Genomic DNA, 19,408 nt, shown 5'->3' on the forward strand with positions numbered 1-19,408 from the left:
GGCGCCACCGCGCTACGACGCGGAGGCGTTCCCGGCCCTGCCGTACTGGTACGGCACGCCGAGGTGCTCCCGGAGGGTGTCCCCCTCGTAGTCGCGGTGGAAGAGCCCCCGCTCCTGCAGCAGCGGCACCACTCCGTCGACGAACGCGTCGATGCCGTCCTCGTAGACGTCCGGGTTGAGCCAGAACCCGTCGCAGGCGCCCGCCTCGAACCACTCCTGCATGTGGTCGGCGGTGAGCTGCGGAGGGCCGACGGGGGCCGGGTGGTAGTCGATCACGCCGTGGTACAGGATGTCGCGGACGCTCCATCCCTCCCGGGCCAGTCGCAGGGCGGTCGCGGACCGCGGGTCCGACGCCGCGGCTCGAGCGCCTGCGAGCGACGACGCACTGAGAGGCCGGTCGAGGTCGGCCGTGGACAGCGGGACGCCGAGCATCATCCCCAGATAGCCGATCTGCTGGGGGATCTGCGGCTCGACGAAGCGGCCGCGCCGGTCGAGCGCCTCGCGCGTCGTGGGGGCGAGGGTCGGGCTGATCCCCGCGAAGTACGTGATGTCGTCGGGGTCGCGGCCCGCCTCCTCCGCGGCCCGCCGGATGTTCGAGCGCTGGCGGATCGAATCGGCGATGGAGTGGGTGTTCCCGATCACGCCGTTCGCGAAGCGGCCCGCCAGCGCGAGGCTGTGGGGGCTCTGGCCGGCGTGGAAGACGACGGGCTGCCCCTGCGGGGAGGGAGGGATCTCGAGAGGGCCGCGCGAGGCCACGTACCGGCCGCCGAGGTCGATGGGCCGGATCTTCGCCAGGTCGGCGAAGACTCCCGACTCCTGGTCGGCGACCCAGGCGCCCTCCTCCCAGCTGCCCCAGAGGGCCTGGACGATCTCGACGACCTCGTGAGCGCGACCGTAGCGCTCGTCACGGCCGGCGATCGACGTGCCGAAGTTGGCCGCGGAGACCTCGTCGGACGTGGTGATCGCGTTCCATCCGATGCGACCGCCGCTGATCACGTCGAGGGTCTTCAGCTGACGAGCCAGGTTGTACGGCTCGTGGAACGTCGTCGATGCGGTTGACACGAACCCGATCTTCCGGGTCTCCCGAGCCATCACGGCCATGAGGATGAAGGGATCCATCGTGAGCATGGGCGAGTCCTGGTCGGACCGCTGGCTCTGCGAGAGGAAGTCGGGCAGGAAGAGGAACTGGAACTTCCCGCGTTCCGCCGCCTGCGCGTACCGCACGTACGCGTCGGCGTTCGTGTAGTTGCGCGGGTCGACCTGGGGCGCGCGCCACGCCAGCGTCGGCGCCCCGTACCCGTTGCCCAGCTGCATGCTGATCAGCATCTTCTTCTGTTCCGTCACGAGTGCGACTCCTTCTCTGCGTTCAGTTCTCTCGGCATCGACGATCCGGTCGTGCTCACGACCGGTCCGTCCGGTGCGCGGCGGGGAACGCGTGTCGTCGTCCCGCCGCGACGATGACGAGGACGAGCAGGAGCAGCGTCACCGTCGCGACGGGCAGGGCGCCTGCCCCGAAGCCGGTCAGGACGAGTCCGCCGAGGATCCCGCCCAGCGCGATCCCCAGGTTCAGGCCCGTGACGAGGACCGACTGCGCGGCGTCGACGGCGGTGCCGGACGCGTTCGTCAGAGCGGTCTGCTGCAGAGTCCCCGATCCGCCGAAGGCCGCCCCCCACGCGATGACGCTGATCACGACCAGGACGGGCGCGCTCATCGCCACTGCGAGCACCGACACCGCGAGCGCGAACACCGCGGTGCTGACCAGCATGAGCAGGCGCAGATGCCGGTCGATCAGCAGTCCGATCGCCCAGAGACCGACGAGAGCCGACACGCCGAACACCAGGAGCACCGCGCTGACCGAGCCGCCCATCCCCGCGAGAGCGAGGAACGGCGCGATGTACGTGTACAGCAGGGCGTGGCCGGAGAAGAAGAGCAGGGCGACCACGATGATCGGCAGGACACCGGGCAGACGGAGCGCCTGGAGCGCGGTCGTGCGCTCGTGCCGCTCCTGTCCGGGCAGAGGGGGGACCGCGGCCAGGACCCAGACCACCACGGCGGCCGTGATCACGGCCATGATCACGAACGTGAGGCGCCAGCCGACCGCGGTGGCGAGCACGGTCGCCGCCGGAGTGCCGAACGCGAGGGCGATCGGGGTCCCGGACAGGCCGATCGTCAGGGCGCGCCCTCGCTGCGACGGATCGACGATGCGACCCACGTACCCCGCCAGGATCCCCCAGAGGACCCCGGCGAAGAGGCCCGCGACGAACCTCGCGGCCAGGGTCACGGCGAAGAACGGCGAGACCGCGACGATCAGGCTGGTCAGGACGTACCCGCCCAGGGCGATCACGAGCAGGCGGCGACGGGGCCATCCCATCGTCGCGCTGATGATCGGGATGGCACCCAGCAGTGCACCGAGAGCGTAGAAGGTGACCGTCTGCCCGGCGGTCGCGTCCTCCACGCCCAGGTCACTGCTCAGGGCGGGAAGGACGCCGGCGGGCAGCGTCTCGAGCATGACGGTCAGGAATCCGCTGGTCGCGAGGGCGAGGAGGGCATTGAGGGGAAGCCGCGCCGACGTGGACGGGGGCGCAGTGGAGGGGGCGTTCGTCGTCATCCCCGCAGTCTGCAACCTTGCCATTAGTGTCAAGGTCAAATCGTCGAGGACCTGGAGCCGCCCCGGAGGACCGGGTCGGCGACGACGAGCAGCCGGACGGTTCAGACCGGACGAGCGCCGAGCACGTCGTCGATGGCGGAGATGTACCGATCGATCGCCGCGCGGTTCTCGGACAGGACGCGGATGTTCTCGGCCATGCGCTCCCGCTGCCGCACCAGCGTCTCCCGGAGTCTCGGGTCCGGATCGGCGGGAACCTCGGAGCCCGTGCTGTCGAAGCAGGGCAGGATCTCGCCGATCACCCGGGTGGGGATCCCAGCGTCGAGCAGCCCGCGGATCTTGACGACCCGGTCGATGAGGTAGTCGTCGTAGTCGCGGTACCCGTTGTGCAGGCGCACGGGCTGGATGAGCCCCTGCGCCTCGTAGTAGCGCAGCATGCGCGCGGGCACACCGGTCCGAGTCGCGAGTTCCCCGATCCTCACTCGTTGCCCCTTCTCACGGTGACACTGATGTCAAGGTCGAGGGTATCAAGTGCGGATCGGTGCGCGGCGCGTCTCAGGAAGAGGGAGCCCGTCGCGCCCCTCGCCCTTGACCGGATGCTCCCTCCGTTTTATGCTAGACGTAATACGGAGACAGCATCCGTATTCGAGAGGATCCCGATCATGACACCCAGACGCCGATGACGGCCGCCGGAACCCGCAAGCCCCGTGCGGACGTGCAGCGCAACCGCACGGCACTGCTCGACACCGCCCAGCGTCACTTCCGTGAGCACGGCATCGACACCTCCCTCGAGGCCATCGCCCGGGAGACGGGAGTCGGTCCCGCGACTCTGTACCGCCACTTCCCCCACCGCGACGAGCTGCTGGCGGCCGTCCTGCAGCAGAACTCCGCCGAGCTGGCCCTGCGTCGCTCCGAGATCGACAGGATCGACGATCCGACGCAGGCCCTCGCGCACTGGCTGCAGGCACTGGAGGAGTACTTCAGTGCGTTCCGGGGGCTCCCGGGGCCCCTCATGTCGGCGGTGCAGCGCCCCGATCCCGACAACCCCCTCACGATCCCGTGCGATGCCCTGGTGCTCGCGACCGAGAACTACGTCCACGCCGCGCAGGACGCGGGCCGGATCCGATCCGCCGTCCGAGGCTCCGACCTGTTCCTCGCCGCGTGCTCCCTCGCCCTGATCAGGAGCAACGGCGCCGACGAGGAGTCCCTCGTCCGCCTCCGGTCCCTGATCGCCTCCGGCTACCGGGAGGAGACCTCGTGACCGCGCGTAATACCTCCCACCCCACCCGCCCCACCGACGAGGAGACCTCCGTGACCCGCCCGCCCCGCATCCTGCCCGCCGAGAACCGCCGAGTCGTCGCCCAGGGAGGCCTCGGATACCTCGAGGGCGCCCGCTGGCACGACGGAGCGCTGTGGTTCTCGGACATGACCCGCGGGATGATCTGCCGGCTCACTCCGGAGGGCGTCGTCGAGGACGTCGTCGAGGTGCCGGGACGGCCGTCGGGACTGGGCTTCGCCCCCGACGGATCGCCGATGGTCGTCTCCATCCTCGACGGTCGGCTGCTGCGCGTCGGGCCGGACGGCCTCGAGGAGCTCGCCGACCTCTCCGAGGTCGCGTTCCACCCCAACGACATGGCGGTGGACCGCGAGGGGCGCGCGTACGTCGGACCGCAGGGCTACGTGTTCGGGAGCGAGCCGATCGGAGTGGGCCTGATCATCCGCCACCCCGACGGACGCATCGAGACCGGCGGTGAGGATCTGATCTTCCCCAACGGGATCGCGATCTCCGGCGACGGCCGCACGCTCGTCGTGGCGGAGTCCTTCAGCGCGCCCCGGGCACGGCTCACGGCCTTCGACATCGAGGACGGAGGCGGCCTGACGAACCAGCGCGTGTTCGCCGAGTTCGGCTCTCCCGACATCGAGTCCGTGGACGGCATCGGCATCGACAGCGAGGGCGCCGTCTGGGCGGGGTTCCCCTGGATCGGCGAGTTCCGCCGCGTCCTGGAGGGCGGCGAGGTCACCGACGTCATCCGGATCGAGCCCGACACCACCGCCTACCCGGACGGCGGGACGTTCGCCGTCGACGCGGTCCTCGGCGGACCCGATCTGCGGACCCTCTACCTCCTCATCTCCGACACCAACCCCGAACGACTCGTCGCGGGCTTCCAGGCCGAGGGCCGCATCGAGGCCATCGAGGTCGACGTCGCCGGCATCCCCGGCTGACCGGGCGGCACGACCCGCTGAGCGGATCCGGGCACACTCTCGGACCCGCACCCCTTCCGACCCGACCCGGGTCCCTTCGGCGCGCCCGCACGGGCGCCTCCTCCCCCTCCGCGCACCGCTCCGGCAGCGCCCCCTCCCCGACCCGCACGGCTCGACAGCCGAGGAACTCCATGACACAGACACGCGACGAGGTCGCCGACATCCCCGATACCCCCGACACCTCCACCTCGACGGAGGCGGCCCGCCCGCAGGGACCGTCGCCCGCCGCTCTCGTCGTCGACGGCGACCAGCCGAGCCCTCGCCGCGGGCTCGTCCCGATCCTGGCGCTCAGCGGCATCGCGGTCGCCACCATGCAGACCCTGACGGTGCCCCTCGTCGCCGACCTCCCCCGGCTGCTGGACGCCGACGCGTCCGACGCCGCCTGGGTGATCACCGCCACGCTCCTCTCGGGAACCGTCGCGGCCCCCGTTCTCGGGCGACTCGGCGATCTCTACGGCAAGCGCAGGCTCATCCTCATCACGCTCGGCCTGATGGTCCTGGGCTCGCTCCTCTCGGGGATGACCTCGGATCTCGTGCCGATGATCATCGGCCGCGCCGTCCAGGGCTTCGCGCTCGGAGCGATCCCGCTCGGCATCGGCATCATCTGGGAGCAGGTGCACCCCGACCGCAGGAACACGGCGGTGGCGATCATGAGCAGCTCCATCGGCATCGGCGGGGCGCTCGCGATCCCGGCCGCGGCCCTCGTGGCCCAGTACCTCGACTGGCACTGGCTGTTCTTCGGCACGGCCGCCCTGGGAGTGATCGCCATGATCGGACTGGCCGTCGTCGTGACCGAGAGCCCGAACCGCGCCTCCGGCCGGTTCGACCTCGTCGGAGCGCTCGGACTCACTCTGGGCCTCGTCGCCCTCCTCCTCGCGGTCTCCAAGGGCGGCGACTGGGGCTGGGCGAGCCCCGTCACGCTCGGGCTCTTCGGCGCGGCCCTCGTCGTCCTGCTGCTCTGGGGGCTCTACGAGCTCCGCGTCGACGATCCGCTGCTGGACCTCAGGTCCGCCTCTCGTCGACAGGTGCTCCTCACGAACCTCTCGGCGATCACCGTGGGCCTCGCGTTCTTCGCGATCACGCTCGTGCTCCCCCAGCTCCTGCAGCTGCCCACCTCCACCGGATACGGGATGGGCCTCTCCCTGGTCGCCGCCGGACTCTGCGGAGCATCGATGGGGCTGGCGATGATGGTGGTCGCGCCACTGGCCGCACGGCTGTCGGGTGCGCGCGGACCGAAGACGGCGCTGATCCTCGGCCTCGCGGTCCTCGCCGTCGCCTACCTGGCGGGCACGGTGCTCCTGGGCGCCGTCTGGCAGCTCGTCCTGGTCGCCGTCCTGGCCGGCGCCGGGGTCGGCATCGCGTACGCGGCGATGCCCGCCCTCATCCTCGGCGCCGTCGATCCCGCCGAGACGGGCGCCGCCAACGGACTGAACTCGCTCATGCGCTCCATCGGCACGGCCACGTCCAGCGCGGTGATCGGCGTCGTCCTCGCGAGCACGGCCCAGCGCAGCGGAGGCATCGAGGTGCCGACGCTGGAGGGCTTCCGCATCGCGTTCGTCATCGCCGCCGGCGCCGCGGTCATCGGCCTCGTCCTCGCGGCGTTCCTCCCCCGCTCGACGCAGCGCCGCTGATCCCACCGGCGGCTGGACGCCGATCCCGGGATCGGCGATCCAGGGACGAGCGCTCTCTGCCTCCGAGGCCGAGCGGCGCCTAGCGTCGTCCGGGCTCGCACTGAACCACCGACACGACACCTGGAGCTCACATGAACCTCACTGGAAACACCATCCTGATCACCGGCGGCACCTCGGGGATCGGCCTCGGCCTCGCCCTCCGCCTGCACGAGAGCGGCAACACGGTCATCGTCGCCGGACGTCGCACCGCGCTCCTGGACGCGATCACGGCCGAGCACCCCGGGATCCACGGGATCGAGCTGGACGTCTCCGACACCGACTCCCTCGCTCGAGCGAAGGCGAGCATCGAGGCGGACCACCCCGAGCTGAACGTCCTCATCAACAACGCCGGGATCATGCGCCAGGAGAGCGTCCTGGATCCGGCCGACGTCCGCGTCGCCGAGGACCACATCGCCGTCAACCTCCTCGGCACCATCCGCGCGACCTACGCGTTCCTGCCGACGCTGCTCGGCAAGGAGGGAGCGGCCGTCCTGAACGTCACCTCGGCGCTCGCGTTCGTGCCGTTCCCGACGACGCCGACCTACAGCGCGACCAAGGCCGCCCTGCACTCGTTCACGGACGCGCTGCGCGTGCAGCTCGCGGAGTCCGGCGTCCAGGTGGTCGAGATCGTGCCGCCGGGAGTGCAGACCGACCTCTTCGGCCCGAACGAGCACGCCCTGCCCCTGGACGACTTCCTCACGGAGCTGCTCGGGCTGCTGGAGGCCGACCCCTCCGCGTCGGAACTGGTCGTGCAGAACGCGCGACCCCTGCGCGACGCGGTGGCCGACGGCACCTACTCCGCCGTCCTCGCCTCGCTGAGCGGCGCCTGAGCACGGGCCCGGGTGCGCGCTTCGGCGCCGCACCCGGACGGGCAGGGGCGCCTCCGGTCCCGGCGGGACCGCGGTCGTCGAGGACGGTCGCTCGTCAGACCGCGCTCGGAGCGCGCTGCTCGCGCCGTCCCGCGGCCGCACGGATCGCCACGGTCACGACGATCACCACTCCCGCCGCGACCAGCGCCGCGATGCCCGCCGGGATCGAGACGAGCTCGCCGCCGAAGCGCCCGACGGCGACCCAGGCGAGGCCCCAGCACAGCGAGAGCATCGGTGCGATGCGCCCGCGTCCGGCGACGGCGAGCAGCAGCCCGATGAGTCCGGCGACCGCCAGCACGACGACCGCCCAGACGTCCGCGCCCGGGCCGTCCGCACTGCCTACGCCGGAGCCCACGAGCGCCGCTGTGACGTTGGCGACGGTCGCGACGCAGACCCAGCCGAGGTAGAGGCCGAAGGTGCCGTCGGTGACGACCGCGTCGACCCTCCCGGAGGTGCGCGTCGTGCGCAGCAGGACGAAGATCCGCGCGAGGACCGCGAGCAGGAGGACGATCACGACGACGCTGAGCACGAGCAGTCCGGCCTGCACGACCAGGATCCATGCGGCGTTCAGGAGGAGGCTCGCCGCGGCCCAGTAGCCGAGGCGGCGGTGGCGGGTGCGCGCCGCCTGCGACGGGAGGAACTGCCAGATCGCGTAGGCGATCAGTCCGGCGTAGATGACACTCCAGATCGCGAAGGCGGGGCCGTCGGGAGCGACCGGGGTCGAGGAGGCGCTGAGCGCGCCGCCGGCGGCGTCGGCGATCTGCGTGCCTCCGGCGGCGCCGGAGCCGAGGAAGGAGCCGACGAGCGCCAGGACGGCGCTGACGGCGACGACCGTCTGCCGGATCCGGTCGGCGCGGGTGGGGGTCTCTACGGCGGACATGTCGCTCCTCGATCGATCAGCTAGCTGATCAATTACAGTAGCGCTCTTCCGACTGCTCGGGACTGGGGCTTGCGGTCCTCAGTCCGCCAGCACCCACGGGAACGCCTTCGCGGGCGACCGCGCACCCTGCCGCGCCTTCGACCGGTTCGGCTCGCCGAGCTCCCCCAGCAGGCTCTCCGACTGACGGACCAGCGCCGCGAACGCCGCGGTGTCGAGCCACTCCGGTCGCATCGCGAAGAGGAGGTCCTCGGAGGCGGTGTTGCCGCTCGCACCCGGCGCGAACGGGCAGCCCCCGAGTCCGCCGAGCGCTCCGTCGACGACCGAGGCGCCCGCCTGCACGGCGGCCAGCGCGTTGGCGACGCCCGAGCCCCAGGTGTCGTGGCCGTGGAACACGATCTCGCGGGGCGGGGTCTCGGCGGCGACCCGCGCGACGAGCGATGCGACCTGCCCCGGATGCGCCTGACCGAGGGTGTCGCAGATCACGACGTCCTCGGCGCCCTCGGCCCGGGGGTCGTTCGCGATCGCGAGGACGCGCTCCTCCGGCACCGCCCCCTCGAACGGGCAGGTGAAGGACGTGGCGATGCAGAGCTGGATGCGCCCGCCGACGCCGTGGGCGAGCGCGACCGCCTCCGGCATCGCGTCCAGGCTCGCCTCGGTGGGGCGGCCGATGTTCGCGCGGTTGTGCGAGTCGGAGGCCGAGAAGCAGTACTGGAAGTTGCGCGCCCCGGCCGCCGCGGCCTTCTCGATGTGCCGCGGAGTCGCGACCCACACCCAGCTCCGCTCGAGCTCCTCGGGGGTCAGCGCCGCGATCACCTCGAGCGTGTTCGCCATCGGAGGCACCACGTCGCCGCGGGCCATCGAGCCGATCTCGAGCTCGGGCACCCCGGCGGCGAGGAGCGCGCGGGCGAGGCCCACCTTGCGCTCGGTCGACAGCATCCGGCCCGTGAGCTGCAGTCCGTCGCGCAGGGTCACGTCGCGCAGTCGCGCGCTCATCGGGCGTCCGCCTCGGCGGCGCGGGTGGTGGGGGTCGCGCCCTGGAGCATCGCCAGGACCTCCTCGGTGTCGTGCCCCAGCTCGGGGGCGAGTGTGCGGATCGGCAGCGATCGGCCGCCGAGCACGGGGACGACGCCGGGGAAGCCGACGTCCTCGATCGTGCCGGCGCCCGTGTCGACGTCGAACTTCTGGATCATGTCGCGCGCGGCGTACTGCTCGCTCGCGCTGATGTCGGCCGCCGTGTAGATGGGGCCGGAGGGGACGCCGCTCTCATCGAGGACCGCGAGCGCCTCTGCAGAGGTGCGGGTCGCCGTCCACGCGCCGATCGCGGCGTCGAGCTCGTCGCGGCGCTTCCAGCGCAGGTCGTTCGAGACCAGCCCCTCGTCGGCGGCGAGGTCCTCGCGCCCGATGATCTCCATCAGGCGCTGGAAGATCGCGTCGCCGTTGCCGGCGATCACGATGCTCGACCCGTCGGAGCACGTGTACGCATTGGTGGGCGCGATGCCCTCCATCCGCCCGCCGACGCGCTCGCGGACGATGCCGTGGGCCTGGTAGTCGGGGATCAGCGACTCCATCATCGAGAACATCGCCTCGTTCAGGGCCACGTCGATCACCCGCTCCTCGAGCGGCGCAGGGCCCAGGCCCGCCGCCCGCCGCGTCTCGCGCTGGAAGAGCGCCATCATCACTCCGTACCCCGCGTAAAGGCCGGCGATGGAGTCGCCGATCGAGACGCCGACGCGCACGGGCGGGCGGTCGGGGTCGCCGACGAGCTCGCGGAACCCGCCCATCGCCTCCGCCACCGCGGCGAACCCGGGGCGCTCCGACAGCGGTCCGGTCTGCCCGAACGCCGAGATCCGGCCGATCACGAGCTCGGGGTTCGCCTCGTTCAGCACGTCGGGCCCGATCCCCCAGCGCTCGAGGGTGCCGGGCCGGAAGTTCTCGAGCACCACGTCGCACTCGGCGGCCAGCCGGCGGACGGCGTCGCGGCCCTCCTCCGTGCGCAGATCGAGGGTGATCGACTTCTTGTTGCGGTTGATGGTGTGGAACAGCATCGACGTGGTCGAGCCCGCGTGCAGGCGCCACTTGCGCAGCTCGTCGCCGGTGCCCGGCCGCTCGACCTTGATCACCTCGGCGCCGAAGTCGGCCAGCAGCCGGCCCGCGGTCGGAGCGGCGATGAAGTTGCCCAGCTCGAGCACGCGGAGCCCGTCGAGCGGAGCGATGCGGGGTGCGGTGGTCATGGACTGCCTTCCGGTCGGATCCGACGACGGCGTCGGGGGGCTCGGGCGGTGCCCAGCGCACCCCTGCGTCGTGCTCCCGTCGAGTCTGCCCCGTGGAGCGCCTCCGCACCGCACGGGAACCCCCTGCCCGGTGTCGGAACCCGGACGTACACTGACGAGACACCATGCGCAGACACACCTCGACCCCGCGTCCGGAGTGGCGCGCCCGCCTCGACGAGGTCGGTTTCAGCTTCTACAACCTGCCGTCCGAGGGCGGCCGGCCCTACTGGAACGAGCTCGCGGCCTACAGCTTCGCCCCGGCCGAGATCGACCTGCTCGAGGGCGTCACGAAGGAGCTGTTCGACCTCTGCATGGAGGCGTGCGAGAAGGTCGTGCGCGAGGGGCGCTTCGCCGAGTTCGGCATCCCGGAGCGGTTCCACGAGCTGGTCCGCACCTCCTGGGACGAGGACGACCCCACCGTCTACGGCCGCTTCGACCTCGCCTACGACGACCGCGGCGCGGTGAAGCTCCTCGAGTTCAACGCCGACACCCCGACCTCGCTCGTCGAGACGGCCGCCGCCCAGTGGCAGTGGCTGATCGACGTGCACGGGCCCGATGCCGACCAGTTCAACAGCCTGCACGAGCAGCTCGTCGAGCAGTGGCGCCACCTCCGGCTCGAGCGCTGGACGCTCGACGAGGGCGCCCGGCTGCACCTCGCGTCGCTCCGCGACTCCGGCGACGGCGAGCTGATCGTGGAGGACGCCGACACCGTCGCGTACATGGCCGAGACGGCGGCGCAGGCGGGCTTCGACCCCAAGCTGATCTTCGTCGAGGACATCCGCTACGAGCTCGACGGCGCGGGCTTCGTCGACGCCGACGGCGAGCCGATCCGGCGCATCTTCAAGCTCTACCCGTGGGAGTGGATGCTCGGCGAGCAGTTCGGCGGGCTCCTGCTCGACCGGCGCGAGCGCACGCGCTGGGTCGAGCCCGCGTGGAAGCTCCTGCTCAGCAACAAGCAGCTGCTCGTCGTGCTCTGGGAGATGTTCCGCGGGCACCCGAACCTGCTCCCCGCCTCCGCCGAGCCGCTCGTCGGCACCGCCCAGGTGCGCAAGCCCCGGCTCGGCCGGGAGGGCGCGAACGTCACGGTCCTCGACGCCGACGGCGCGGTCGTCGCCGAGAACGGCGGCGTCTACGGCGAGGAGGGCTTCATCCACCAGGCGCGCGCCGAGCTCGCCCGCCTCGACGGCAAGACGGTCGTGATCGGCAGCTGGATCGTCGGCGAGACCCCCGCCGGGATCGACGTGCGCGAGACGAGCGGCCTGATCACGGGCGATCTCGCCGAGTTCGTGCCCCACTACATCGAGGGCGGGCGGAGCGATCCCGCCTTCGGCAGTCCCGAGCCGACCCGCCCGCACGACGCCCGCGACGACCGCCCGCAGGACGAGGAGACCCGATGACCGACCCCGAGAACCGCCCCCGCGACGCCGCCACCGAGGACGACGACAGCGCCGTCCGCACCGACCGGCGCCGCTCCGCCGACGTGGGCATCAGCGGCATCGCCTCCAAGCGCCGCGGCCTCATCATCGGCGGAGTCGTCGCGGTCGGGGCGATCGGCTTGGCCGTCGCGCTGAGCGCGGGCGATCCGTCGTCCGACGGCGTCGTGACCACCGGCGCCGACGGCGAGGACTACGTGATCCCCGAGAACGCCGAGCGCCCGGTCTACGCCAGCCGCGAGGACTGCCTGGCCGACGTCCGCGAGCAGATCGCGAAGCTGCAGGCCGAGGGCGAGACGGTGGCCGACGATCCGGAGCAGCTCTGCGAGGCGACCGACGAGTACCGCGGCCACTACGCCGGCGGCTTCTGGCTCGGGCCGCTCATCTTCGCGTCGTCGCGGTGGAACTCGACCCGCGCGACCAGCTGGGCGCCCGTCACGAGCGGCGGATTCGCGGCGCGCGGAGCGACGCAGCCCGACGTCGTGCAGAAGGCGCCGGCCGGAGCGACGGTCGGCTCCAAGCAGACCCTCTCGGGCGGCTTCGGCAGCACGGGGAAGTCGGGCTTCGGCTCGAGCGTCGGCGGCTGAGCGGGGGCTCCCGCGACGGGAGCCCTCGCCGTCGTCAGGCCGCCGTGCCCGCGGCGACCTCCTCGAGCACCGTCGCCCCGTCGTGATGCGGGGTGCTGGAGCGGACGAAGACCAGGGCGAGCACCGCGGCGATCGCCGCGACCACCGCGGCGGCGAGGAACGCGGTGTGCAGCCCGCCCAGGAACGCGTCGGCGGCCGCGGCCGCCACGTCCGGCGCGGCGCCGGCGGGGACGAGCCCCTGCGCGACGCCCTCGCGGGCCGACTCCGAGAGCCCGAGCCCGCTGGTGCCGGCACTCGCGGCCGCTGCGACGACCGCGGCGAAGACGGAGGTGCCGAGCGCACCGCCGAGCTGCAGCGACGTGGCCTGGAGCCCGCCCGCGACGCCGGCCAGGCGGACGGGTGCGCTGCCGACGATCGCGTCGGCTCCGGAGGTCATGACCAGGCCGACGCCGAGGGCGAGCAGCACGAACGGCACGGCCATCGCGAGGTAGGCCGAGTCGGTCGTGAGGAAGGTCAGTCCGAGCATCGACACGGCGATCAGGCCGAGCCCCGTCGTCATCGTGGGCCGGATGCCCCACTTCGCGACCAGCATCGCTCCGAGCGGCGACGCGATGATCGACACCCCGCTGAGCGGCAGGAGCATCACGCCGGCCTGCACGCCCGCGACGCCGCGCAGGTTGAGCAGGAACAGCGACAGGAAGAACGTCGCTCCGAACAGGGCGAAGAAGTTGACGGCGATGGCGACGGCTCCGACCGAGAGCGTCGGGTTGCGGAACAGCGACATCGGCACCAGGGGCGTCCCGACGCGGTTCTCGACCACGACGAAGGCCGCGAGCAGCACCAGCCCGAGCGCGATCGCGCCGAGCGTCAGCGGGCTCGTCCAGCCCCACGACTCCGACTGGACGACGCCCAGCACGAGGCCGAAGAGGCCGAGGGCGAGCAGGGCCACGCCGGCGACGTCGAAGCGCCCGCGGGTCGGGGCGGTCGACTCCGCCAGCACGCTGCCGCCGAGGATCAGGCCGACGACGGCGATCGGGGCGTTGATGAAGAAGACCGACTCCCAGCCGAAGAGCGCGACGAGCGCCCCTCCGACGATCGGGCCCGCCGCGATGGCGACCGACGAGACGCCGCCCCAGATGCCCACCGCCATGCCGAACTTCTCCTTCGGGAAGGTCGAGCGCAGCAGGGCGAGCGTCTGCGGCATGAGCAGCGCGGCGCTCAGCCCCTGGAGGGCGCGGAAGGCGATGACCCCCTCCGCCGACCCGACCAGGCCGATGGCGACCGAGGTGACGGCGAAGGCGGCGACGCCGATCAGGTACATGCGGCGGCGGCCGAAGCGGTCGCCGAGCGTGCCGCCCAGGATGAGGAACACCGCGAGGCCGAGCAGGTACGCGTTGGTGATCCACTGCAGCTCGGCGAACGAGGTGCCGAGCGAGGCGGCGATGGCGGGGTTGGCGATCGAGACGACGGTGCCGTCGAGTCCGACCATGAAGAGGCCGAACGAGACGGCGGCGAGGGTGAGGCCGGGGCGGCCCCGACGAGGAGTGCGGCGCGCGCTTTCGGGCGCGCGGGAGGGCGTGGGCACAGGTGTTCCTGACGGGAGAGGGTGACGGGGATGCGGGAGCGGTGCTCCTGCTATCCGGGTCCGGCCGTCGGCCCCTTCGTCCGTCGTCCCGTCGCGGCCGGCGCCAGCACCGGCAGCACCCACGCCGCGAGCAGCGCCTCGAGCTCGGCCGGGGTCGCCGCGGTGCCCGTGGCGACGGCGCGGTCGACCGTCAGCGCGATCAGCGCCTGCGCGGCCAGCGCGGTGTCGGCGTGCGCGTCGACCACTCCGGCGTCGCGCAGTTCGTCGAGGGCCGCCGCGGTGCCGCGGTGCAGCGGCACGACGAGCTCCTCGTGCACCGTGGCGCGGATGTCGGGGTCGTCGACCGCCGCGGTGGTCAGCGCGGTGACGAGGCGGCCCAGCCGGCCGACGGTCATCGACCGCAGGCTCTCGAGGACGGCGCGCAGTGCCTCGGCGGCGTCGGCGTCGACCTCGGCCGGGATCGTCTCGACCTCGACCAGCGCGGCGGCGGCGCGCACCAGCTCGGTCTTCGTCGCCCAGCGCCGGTAGATGGTGGCCTTGGACGCGTGCGCCCTCGTCGCGATCATGTCGACGGTCAGGCGGGCGAAGCCGACCTCGGCGAGAACGTCCAGCGTCGCCTCGAGCACCGCGTCCGCGCGGCGGAGCGAATAGGCGGACACGGGAGGCTGCACGAACAGAACTGTACCATACAGTTCTGTTTTGAGGCTGCTCGCGGAGGGGCGGCGCCGGCCCACGCTGCCCCCACTGCGACGCTCCCCTATCGTTGCCGCAGACGGATCGACGAGGACGGAGGCGGGGATGTCGGACAGACCTGCACGGGCGGCGACCATCTACGACGTCGCCCGCAGGGCGGGGGTCTCGCACCAGACCGTCTCGCGATTCCTCACCGGAACGGGCGGCATCCGCCCCGCCAACCGCATCCGGGTCGAGGAGGCCCTGCACGCGCTGAACTACCGGACGAACACCACCGCGCGCTCCCTCGCCACCCGGCGCACCCACCGCCTCGGCGCCCTGGTGCACGAGCTCGCCGGAACCGCTCCCGGCAAGACGATGCAGGGAGCGAGCGAGGCCGCCCGCCGCGTCGGCTACTCCCTCGACATCATCAGCGTCGACACCTCCGACCCCGCCGAGCTCCGCGACGCACTGGACGCGCTCGGCAGCCGGGACCTCGAGGGGATCCTCGCCACGGCGCCCACGGACGAGGTGGGCGAGGCCCTCCGCACGCTCGACCTGCCGATCCCGGTGCACATCGACCGGGGCGGTCCGCGCGCGAGCGGCGCCTCCGCCGTCGGCACCCGGCTCGCCGTATCCCACCTGCTCGGGCTCGGGCACCGCCGCATCGCCCATCTCGCCGGCCCCGAGCGGTGGATCTCGGCACAGGACCGCGCCCGCGCCTACGAGGAGTCGATGGCCGAGGCAGGCCTGCCCGCCCTGCCGCTCGTGCACGGCGACTGGTCGTCCCGGTCCGGCTACTCCGTGACGCCCGCTCTCGTCGCCGATCCCGAGGTCACGGCGGTCGTCGCGGCGAACGACCGCATGGCGCTCGGGCTCCTCCTCCGCCTGCACGAGACAGGGCGGCGCATCCCGGAGGACGTCAGCGTCGTGGGGTTCGACGACATCGCAGAGGCCGAGTTCTTCCATCCGCCCCTCACCACGATCCGGCAGGACTTCGAGGGCATGGGCCGCGCGGCGGTCCTCTCGCTGATCGCGATGGTCGAGGGGTCGGCGCCGACCGAGACGGTGGAGTACCCGGTGCCGGAGCTCGTCGTGCGGACGTCGACGGCACCTCCCGCCTGACGCGGTCCCCCGCCGTCGGTCTGAGCGCAGGATCGGATCGACCCGTCCTCGAATAGTGAGCGGTAACGAAACACCTCTTGCGGCGGATGCCCGGCCGCCCTACTGTGATGCTGTCGCACACTTCGTTACCGGTAACGAATCCCGGGACGGCGACCCGATCACCCTCTGCAGAGCCGCAGAGGATCGACGTCAGGATGAAGACTCCGATGAGAACGAAGAAGTTCCCCAGGTCCCTCGCGGCAGTGGCCGCCCTCGCCTCCGCCGCCCTCCTCGCCGGCTGCTCCGGCACGACCGAGTCGGCCGCCGAGAGCGACGCCTCCGCCGACGGCCCCGTCACCCTCGAGTACTGGTCGTGGGCGCCCAACATCGAGAAGATCGTCGACGTCTGGAACCAGGCCAACCCCGACACCCAGGTGAAGGTCAACACCTCGACCGGCGGGGCGGAGATCGTCGCGAAGCTCAGCGCCGCGAAGCAGGCCGGCACCCTCCCCGACCTCTCGAACACCACCTACGAGAACCTGCCGAACCTGATCACCAGCGAGATCGCCTCCGACGTCACCTCGATCATGGGCGACCGTGAGGACGAGACCGCCGGACCCGCCTGGGACCTCACGACTTTCGACGGCGTGAACTACGCCGTCCCGCAGGGCACCGCACCGATGTTCCTCTACTACCGCACCGACATCTTCGAGGCGAACGGCCTCACCGCCCCGACCACCTGGGACGAGTACGCCGACGCCGCCCGCGCGCTGCACGCCGCCGATCCGACGAAGTACCTCGCGACGTTCCCCGCGAACGACGCGCAGCTGTTCGCCGGTCTCAGCCAGCAGGCCGGCGCCGAGTGGTGGAGCCAGGAGGACGGCACCTGGACCGTCGCCATCGACGACCCCGCCTCGCAGAAGGTCGCCGACTACTGGCAGGGCCTCGTCGACGACGGCAGTCTCGCGACGTTCAAGACCTTCACCCCGGAGTGGCAGGCCGCCCTCGCCGACGGCACCCTGGCCAGCTGGCTCGGCGCGGTCTGGACCCCTCCGCTGCTGCAAAACAACGCGCCCGACACGATCGGGAAGTGGGCCGCGGTGCCGATCCCGCAGTGGACCCCGTCGGACCCGAGCTCGGGCGTCCTGGGCGGCAGCGGCACGATCGTCACCACCGGCTCCGACCACCCGGAGCAGGCCCGCGAGTTCGCGCTCTGGCTCAACACCTCGACCGAGGCCCTCGAGGCGTACATCGAGTACGCCAGCATCTGGCCGGCCTCCCTCGCCGGTCGAGAGCTCCCCGAGCTGCAGCAGGCCCCGGCCCTGCTGCCCGAGCAGACCGATTTCTACGCGACCGCCGACGAGATCGACCGGATGACCGCGTCGGTGACCTGGGGCCCCAACGTCTCGGTCGCCTACGACGCCTTCACCAACGCCTTCAGCGCCGCGGTCAACGAGAAGGGCGACTTCACGGAGGCCCTCGCGAGCGTCCAGGAGGCGACCGTCGCCGACCTCGAGAAGTCCGGCTACGACGTCGCGGAGTAGCGCCCCGGGGTCCCGCGCGCCGCGGGGCCCCGTCCGTCCGTCTCGAACAGTGAGGTTCCCATGACGACCACGACCGCGCCCTCCCCCGGGCGCCCCTCGACCCTCGCCCCGCGAGCCGCGCCCTGGCTCTTCGTGGCCCCCGCAGTGCTCCTCGCCGTCGGGCTCCTCGCCCTCCCGCTGCTCTACACGGTCTGGCTCAGCTTCCGCGGCAGCACGGTCAGCGGCAGCGGCCTCGGAGTCAAGCGCGAGACGTTCGTCGGCTTCGACAACTACGCGCGCACCCTGTCGGACCCCGCCCTCTGGGCCGGCTTCGGCCGGATGCTGACCTACGCGCTGCTCTCGGTGCCGGTCACGATGATCCTCGCGCTCGTCTTCGCGCTCCTGCTCGACAACCTCTCGACCCGCTTCGGCCGCTTCTCGCGGATCGCGATCTTCGTGCCGTACGCGGTGCCGGGCGTGATCGCCGCGCTGATGTGGGGGTTCCTCTACCTGCCGGGAGTGAGCCCCTTCGTCGACGCGGCGAGCGCCCTCGGCCTTCCCGCGCCGGTCTTCCTCGGCCCCGACTCCGTCTTCCTCTCGGTCGCGAACATCGCGATCTGGGGCTCCGTCGGCTTCAACATGGTGATCCTCTACACCTCACTGCGAGGCCTCCCCTCCGAGATCTACGACGCCGCCCGGATCGACGGCTGCTCGGAGTGGCAGCTCGCCCTGCGCATCAAGCTGCCGCTGATCGTCCCGGGCGTCATCATGACCGGCCTGTTCTCGATCATCGGCGCGCTGCAGGTGTTCTCGGAGCCGAACACGCTCGTGACCCTCACCACGGTGATCGGCTCGGACTGGGTGCCGATGATGCTGATCTACCGCGACGCCTTCGTCACGAACGACCTGTTCTCGGCGTCCGCGACGTCGGTCGTGGTCACCCTCCTCACCCTCATCGCCTCGCTCGGCCTGCTGCGGTTCCTGCAGACGCGCGCCTTCGGAGAAGACTGATCATGACCGACACCCTCACGAAGCTGCCTCCCGTCGTCGAGGATCCCGGGCACGCCGCGCAGTCCGTCCGCGCGCGCCGCCGCGGACCGACCGTCACCCGGCCGCGCGCCGCGTTCTGGCCCACCGCCGTCCTGCTGATCGGAGCCGGCTACTGCCTCCTCCCCGTCGTCTGGCTCTTCACCGCCGCGACGAAGCGCTCGGGCGAGCTGTTCACGACCTTCTCGCTCGCGCCGAGCTTCACCGGCGGGTTCCAGGAGAACTTCGCTCTGCTGCTCGGAGTCGGCGACGGCGCGTTCTGGTCGTGGTGCCTCAACAGCCTGATCTTCGCCGGAGGCGGCGGGCTGCTCGGCACCGTCGTCTCGGCCCTCGCCGGATACGGCCTCGCGAAGTACTCGTTCCGCGGCAAGAAGCTGGTGTTCGACTTCCTGCTGATCGGCGTCCTCATCCCCGGGGTTATCCTCGCGATCCCGCAGTACCTGCTGCTCTCCTCGATCGGGATCGCCGGGACCTATTGGTCGGTGCTGCTGCCCTGCATGATCAGCCCGTTCAGCATCTACCTGTGCCGGATCTACGCGACCGCGGTGGTGCCCACCGAGATGCTCGAGGCGGGCCGGATCGACGGCGCGAGCGAGTGGCGGATCTTCTCGCGGATCGCGGTCTACCCGATGGTGCCGGGCCTGATCACCGTGTTCCTGCTGCATTTCGTCGGCATCTGGAACAACTTCCTTCTGCCGTTCATCATGCTCTCGCGCACCGAGACCTTCCCTCTGACGGTGGGCTTCTACTCGCTGATGAACCAGGGGAACGACCAGCCCAACACCTACAACGTCGTGATCATGGGCTGCCTGATCTCGACGATCCCCCTCATCGCGCTCTTCCTGTTCCTGCAGCGCTACTGGCGCCTGGACCTGGTGAGCGGCTCGCTCAAGGGCTGACG

The 19,408-nt window shown here is 71.7% G+C and carries 18 protein-coding genes; 10 read left to right on the top strand and 8 right to left on the bottom strand.

The features are described 5' to 3' along the window. Positions 1-12: 12 nt before the first annotated feature. The 3 genes from C1I63_RS01845 to C1I63_RS01855 all read right to left on the bottom strand — a co-directional run bounded on the left by C1I63_RS01845 (position 13) and on the right by C1I63_RS01855 (position 3,087). Entirely contained in the window at positions 13-1,344 is a 1,332-nt protein-coding gene (locus C1I63_RS01845; RefSeq protein ID WP_244906950.1) for an NtaA/DmoA family FMN-dependent monooxygenase, read from the bottom strand. A gap of 55 nt (positions 1,345-1,399) precedes the next feature. Continuing rightward, positions 1,400-2,608 carry an MFS transporter gene (locus tag C1I63_RS01850; protein WP_211315546.1) on the bottom strand — a complete coding sequence of 403 codons (1,209 nt, stop codon included), beginning with the start codon at positions 2,606-2,608 and terminating at the stop codon, positions 1,400-1,402. 101 nt (positions 2,609-2,709) lie between these two features. Continuing rightward, positions 2,710-3,087 (bottom strand): MerR family transcriptional regulator, encoded by a 378-nt coding sequence (locus tag C1I63_RS01855; protein WP_107573552.1) that lies wholly within the window; start codon positions 3,085-3,087, stop codon positions 2,710-2,712. 197 nt (positions 3,088-3,284) lie between these two features. Here C1I63_RS01855 and C1I63_RS01860 point away from each other — a divergent pair, with 197 nt between their 5' ends. From C1I63_RS01860 to C1I63_RS01875, 4 genes are all read left to right on the top strand, one after another. Further along, complete coding sequence (locus C1I63_RS01860) at positions 3,285-3,866, top strand: TetR/AcrR family transcriptional regulator (RefSeq protein WP_107573553.1); 582 nt, start codon at positions 3,285-3,287, stop codon at positions 3,864-3,866. Further along, entirely contained in the window at positions 3,863-4,828 is a 966-nt protein-coding gene (locus tag C1I63_RS01865) for an SMP-30/gluconolactonase/LRE family protein (RefSeq protein ID WP_146168340.1), read from the top strand. Before C1I63_RS01860 ends, C1I63_RS01865 begins: the two co-directional genes overlap by 4 nt. 170 nt (positions 4,829-4,998) lie before the next feature. Next, the gene (locus tag C1I63_RS01870; protein ID WP_107573555.1) at positions 4,999-6,498 is read left to right on the top strand and encodes an MFS transporter; all 1,500 of its coding nucleotides are present in this window, start codon (positions 4,999-5,001) and stop codon (positions 6,496-6,498) included. Positions 6,499-6,629: 131 nt separating this feature from the next. Beyond that, positions 6,630-7,367 (top strand): SDR family oxidoreductase, encoded by a 738-nt coding sequence (locus tag C1I63_RS01875; RefSeq protein ID WP_107573556.1) that lies wholly within the window; start codon positions 6,630-6,632, stop codon positions 7,365-7,367. Between the two features lie 94 nt (positions 7,368-7,461). Here the strand turns inward: C1I63_RS01875 and C1I63_RS01880 are convergent, their stop codons facing one another. The 3 genes from C1I63_RS01880 to C1I63_RS01890 all read right to left on the bottom strand — a co-directional run bounded on the left by C1I63_RS01880 (position 7,462) and on the right by C1I63_RS01890 (position 10,517). Beyond that, a complete protein-coding gene (locus tag C1I63_RS01880) occupies positions 7,462-8,286 on the bottom strand; it encodes a tryptophan-rich sensory protein (protein ID WP_107573557.1) in 825 nt (274 codons plus the stop codon). Between the two features lie 78 nt (positions 8,287-8,364). Beyond that, positions 8,365-9,279: a beta/alpha barrel domain-containing protein gene (locus C1I63_RS01885; RefSeq protein WP_107573558.1), complete on the bottom strand. Its 915-nt coding sequence runs from the start codon at positions 9,277-9,279 to the stop codon at positions 8,365-8,367. Continuing rightward, complete coding sequence (locus C1I63_RS01890; RefSeq protein ID WP_107573559.1) at positions 9,276-10,517, bottom strand: CaiB/BaiF CoA transferase family protein; 1,242 nt, start codon at positions 10,515-10,517, stop codon at positions 9,276-9,278. The genes C1I63_RS01885 and C1I63_RS01890 overlap by 4 nt, the downstream gene beginning before the upstream one ends. Before the next feature lie 164 nt (positions 10,518-10,681). Between C1I63_RS01890 and C1I63_RS01895 the strand changes: the two genes are divergently transcribed. Together C1I63_RS01895 and C1I63_RS01900 are read left to right on the top strand one after the other, a co-directional pair. Further along, a complete protein-coding gene (locus C1I63_RS01895) occupies positions 10,682-11,953 on the top strand; it encodes a glutathionylspermidine synthase family protein (RefSeq protein WP_107573560.1) in 1,272 nt (423 codons plus the stop codon). Continuing rightward, the gene (locus C1I63_RS01900; protein ID WP_055789924.1) at positions 11,950-12,576 is read left to right on the top strand and encodes a hypothetical protein; all 627 of its coding nucleotides are present in this window, start codon (positions 11,950-11,952) and stop codon (positions 12,574-12,576) included. The genes C1I63_RS01895 and C1I63_RS01900 overlap by 4 nt, the downstream gene beginning before the upstream one ends. Before the next feature lie 34 nt (positions 12,577-12,610). On the opposite strand, the gene C1I63_RS01905 is transcribed toward C1I63_RS01900, so the two are convergent. Both C1I63_RS01905 and C1I63_RS01910 read right to left on the bottom strand, forming a co-directional pair. After that, positions 12,611-14,161: an MFS transporter gene (locus tag C1I63_RS01905; protein ID WP_211315547.1), complete on the bottom strand. Its 1,551-nt coding sequence runs from the start codon at positions 14,159-14,161 to the stop codon at positions 12,611-12,613. Between the two features lie 50 nt (positions 14,162-14,211). Beyond that, a complete protein-coding gene (locus C1I63_RS01910) occupies positions 14,212-14,832 on the bottom strand; it encodes a TetR/AcrR family transcriptional regulator (RefSeq protein WP_244906951.1) in 621 nt (206 codons plus the stop codon). Between the two features lie 127 nt (positions 14,833-14,959). Here C1I63_RS01910 and C1I63_RS01915 point away from each other — a divergent pair, with 127 nt between their 5' ends. The 4 genes from C1I63_RS01915 to C1I63_RS01930 all read left to right on the top strand — a co-directional run bounded on the left by C1I63_RS01915 (position 14,960) and on the right by C1I63_RS01930 (position 19,406). After that, the gene (locus C1I63_RS01915) at positions 14,960-15,958 is read left to right on the top strand and encodes a LacI family DNA-binding transcriptional regulator (RefSeq protein WP_107573562.1); all 999 of its coding nucleotides are present in this window, start codon (positions 14,960-14,962) and stop codon (positions 15,956-15,958) included. A 206-nt stretch (positions 15,959-16,164) separates the two neighbouring features. Beyond that, positions 16,165-17,481 (top strand): ABC transporter substrate-binding protein, encoded by a 1,317-nt coding sequence (locus tag C1I63_RS01920; RefSeq protein ID WP_170116290.1) that lies wholly within the window; start codon positions 16,165-16,167, stop codon positions 17,479-17,481. Between the two features lie 60 nt (positions 17,482-17,541). Continuing rightward, positions 17,542-18,471, top strand: a complete 930-nt coding sequence (locus C1I63_RS01925; protein WP_056868246.1) for a carbohydrate ABC transporter permease — start codon at positions 17,542-17,544, stop codon at positions 18,469-18,471. A 2-nt stretch (positions 18,472-18,473) separates the two neighbouring features. Beyond that, the gene (locus tag C1I63_RS01930; protein ID WP_107573564.1) at positions 18,474-19,406 is read left to right on the top strand and encodes a carbohydrate ABC transporter permease; all 933 of its coding nucleotides are present in this window, start codon (positions 18,474-18,476) and stop codon (positions 19,404-19,406) included. Positions 19,407-19,408 lie beyond the last annotated feature (2 nt).

This window comes from Rathayibacter caricis DSM 15933 (assembly GCF_003044275.1).
Lineage (GTDB): Bacteria > Actinomycetota > Actinomycetes > Actinomycetales > Microbacteriaceae > Rathayibacter > Rathayibacter caricis.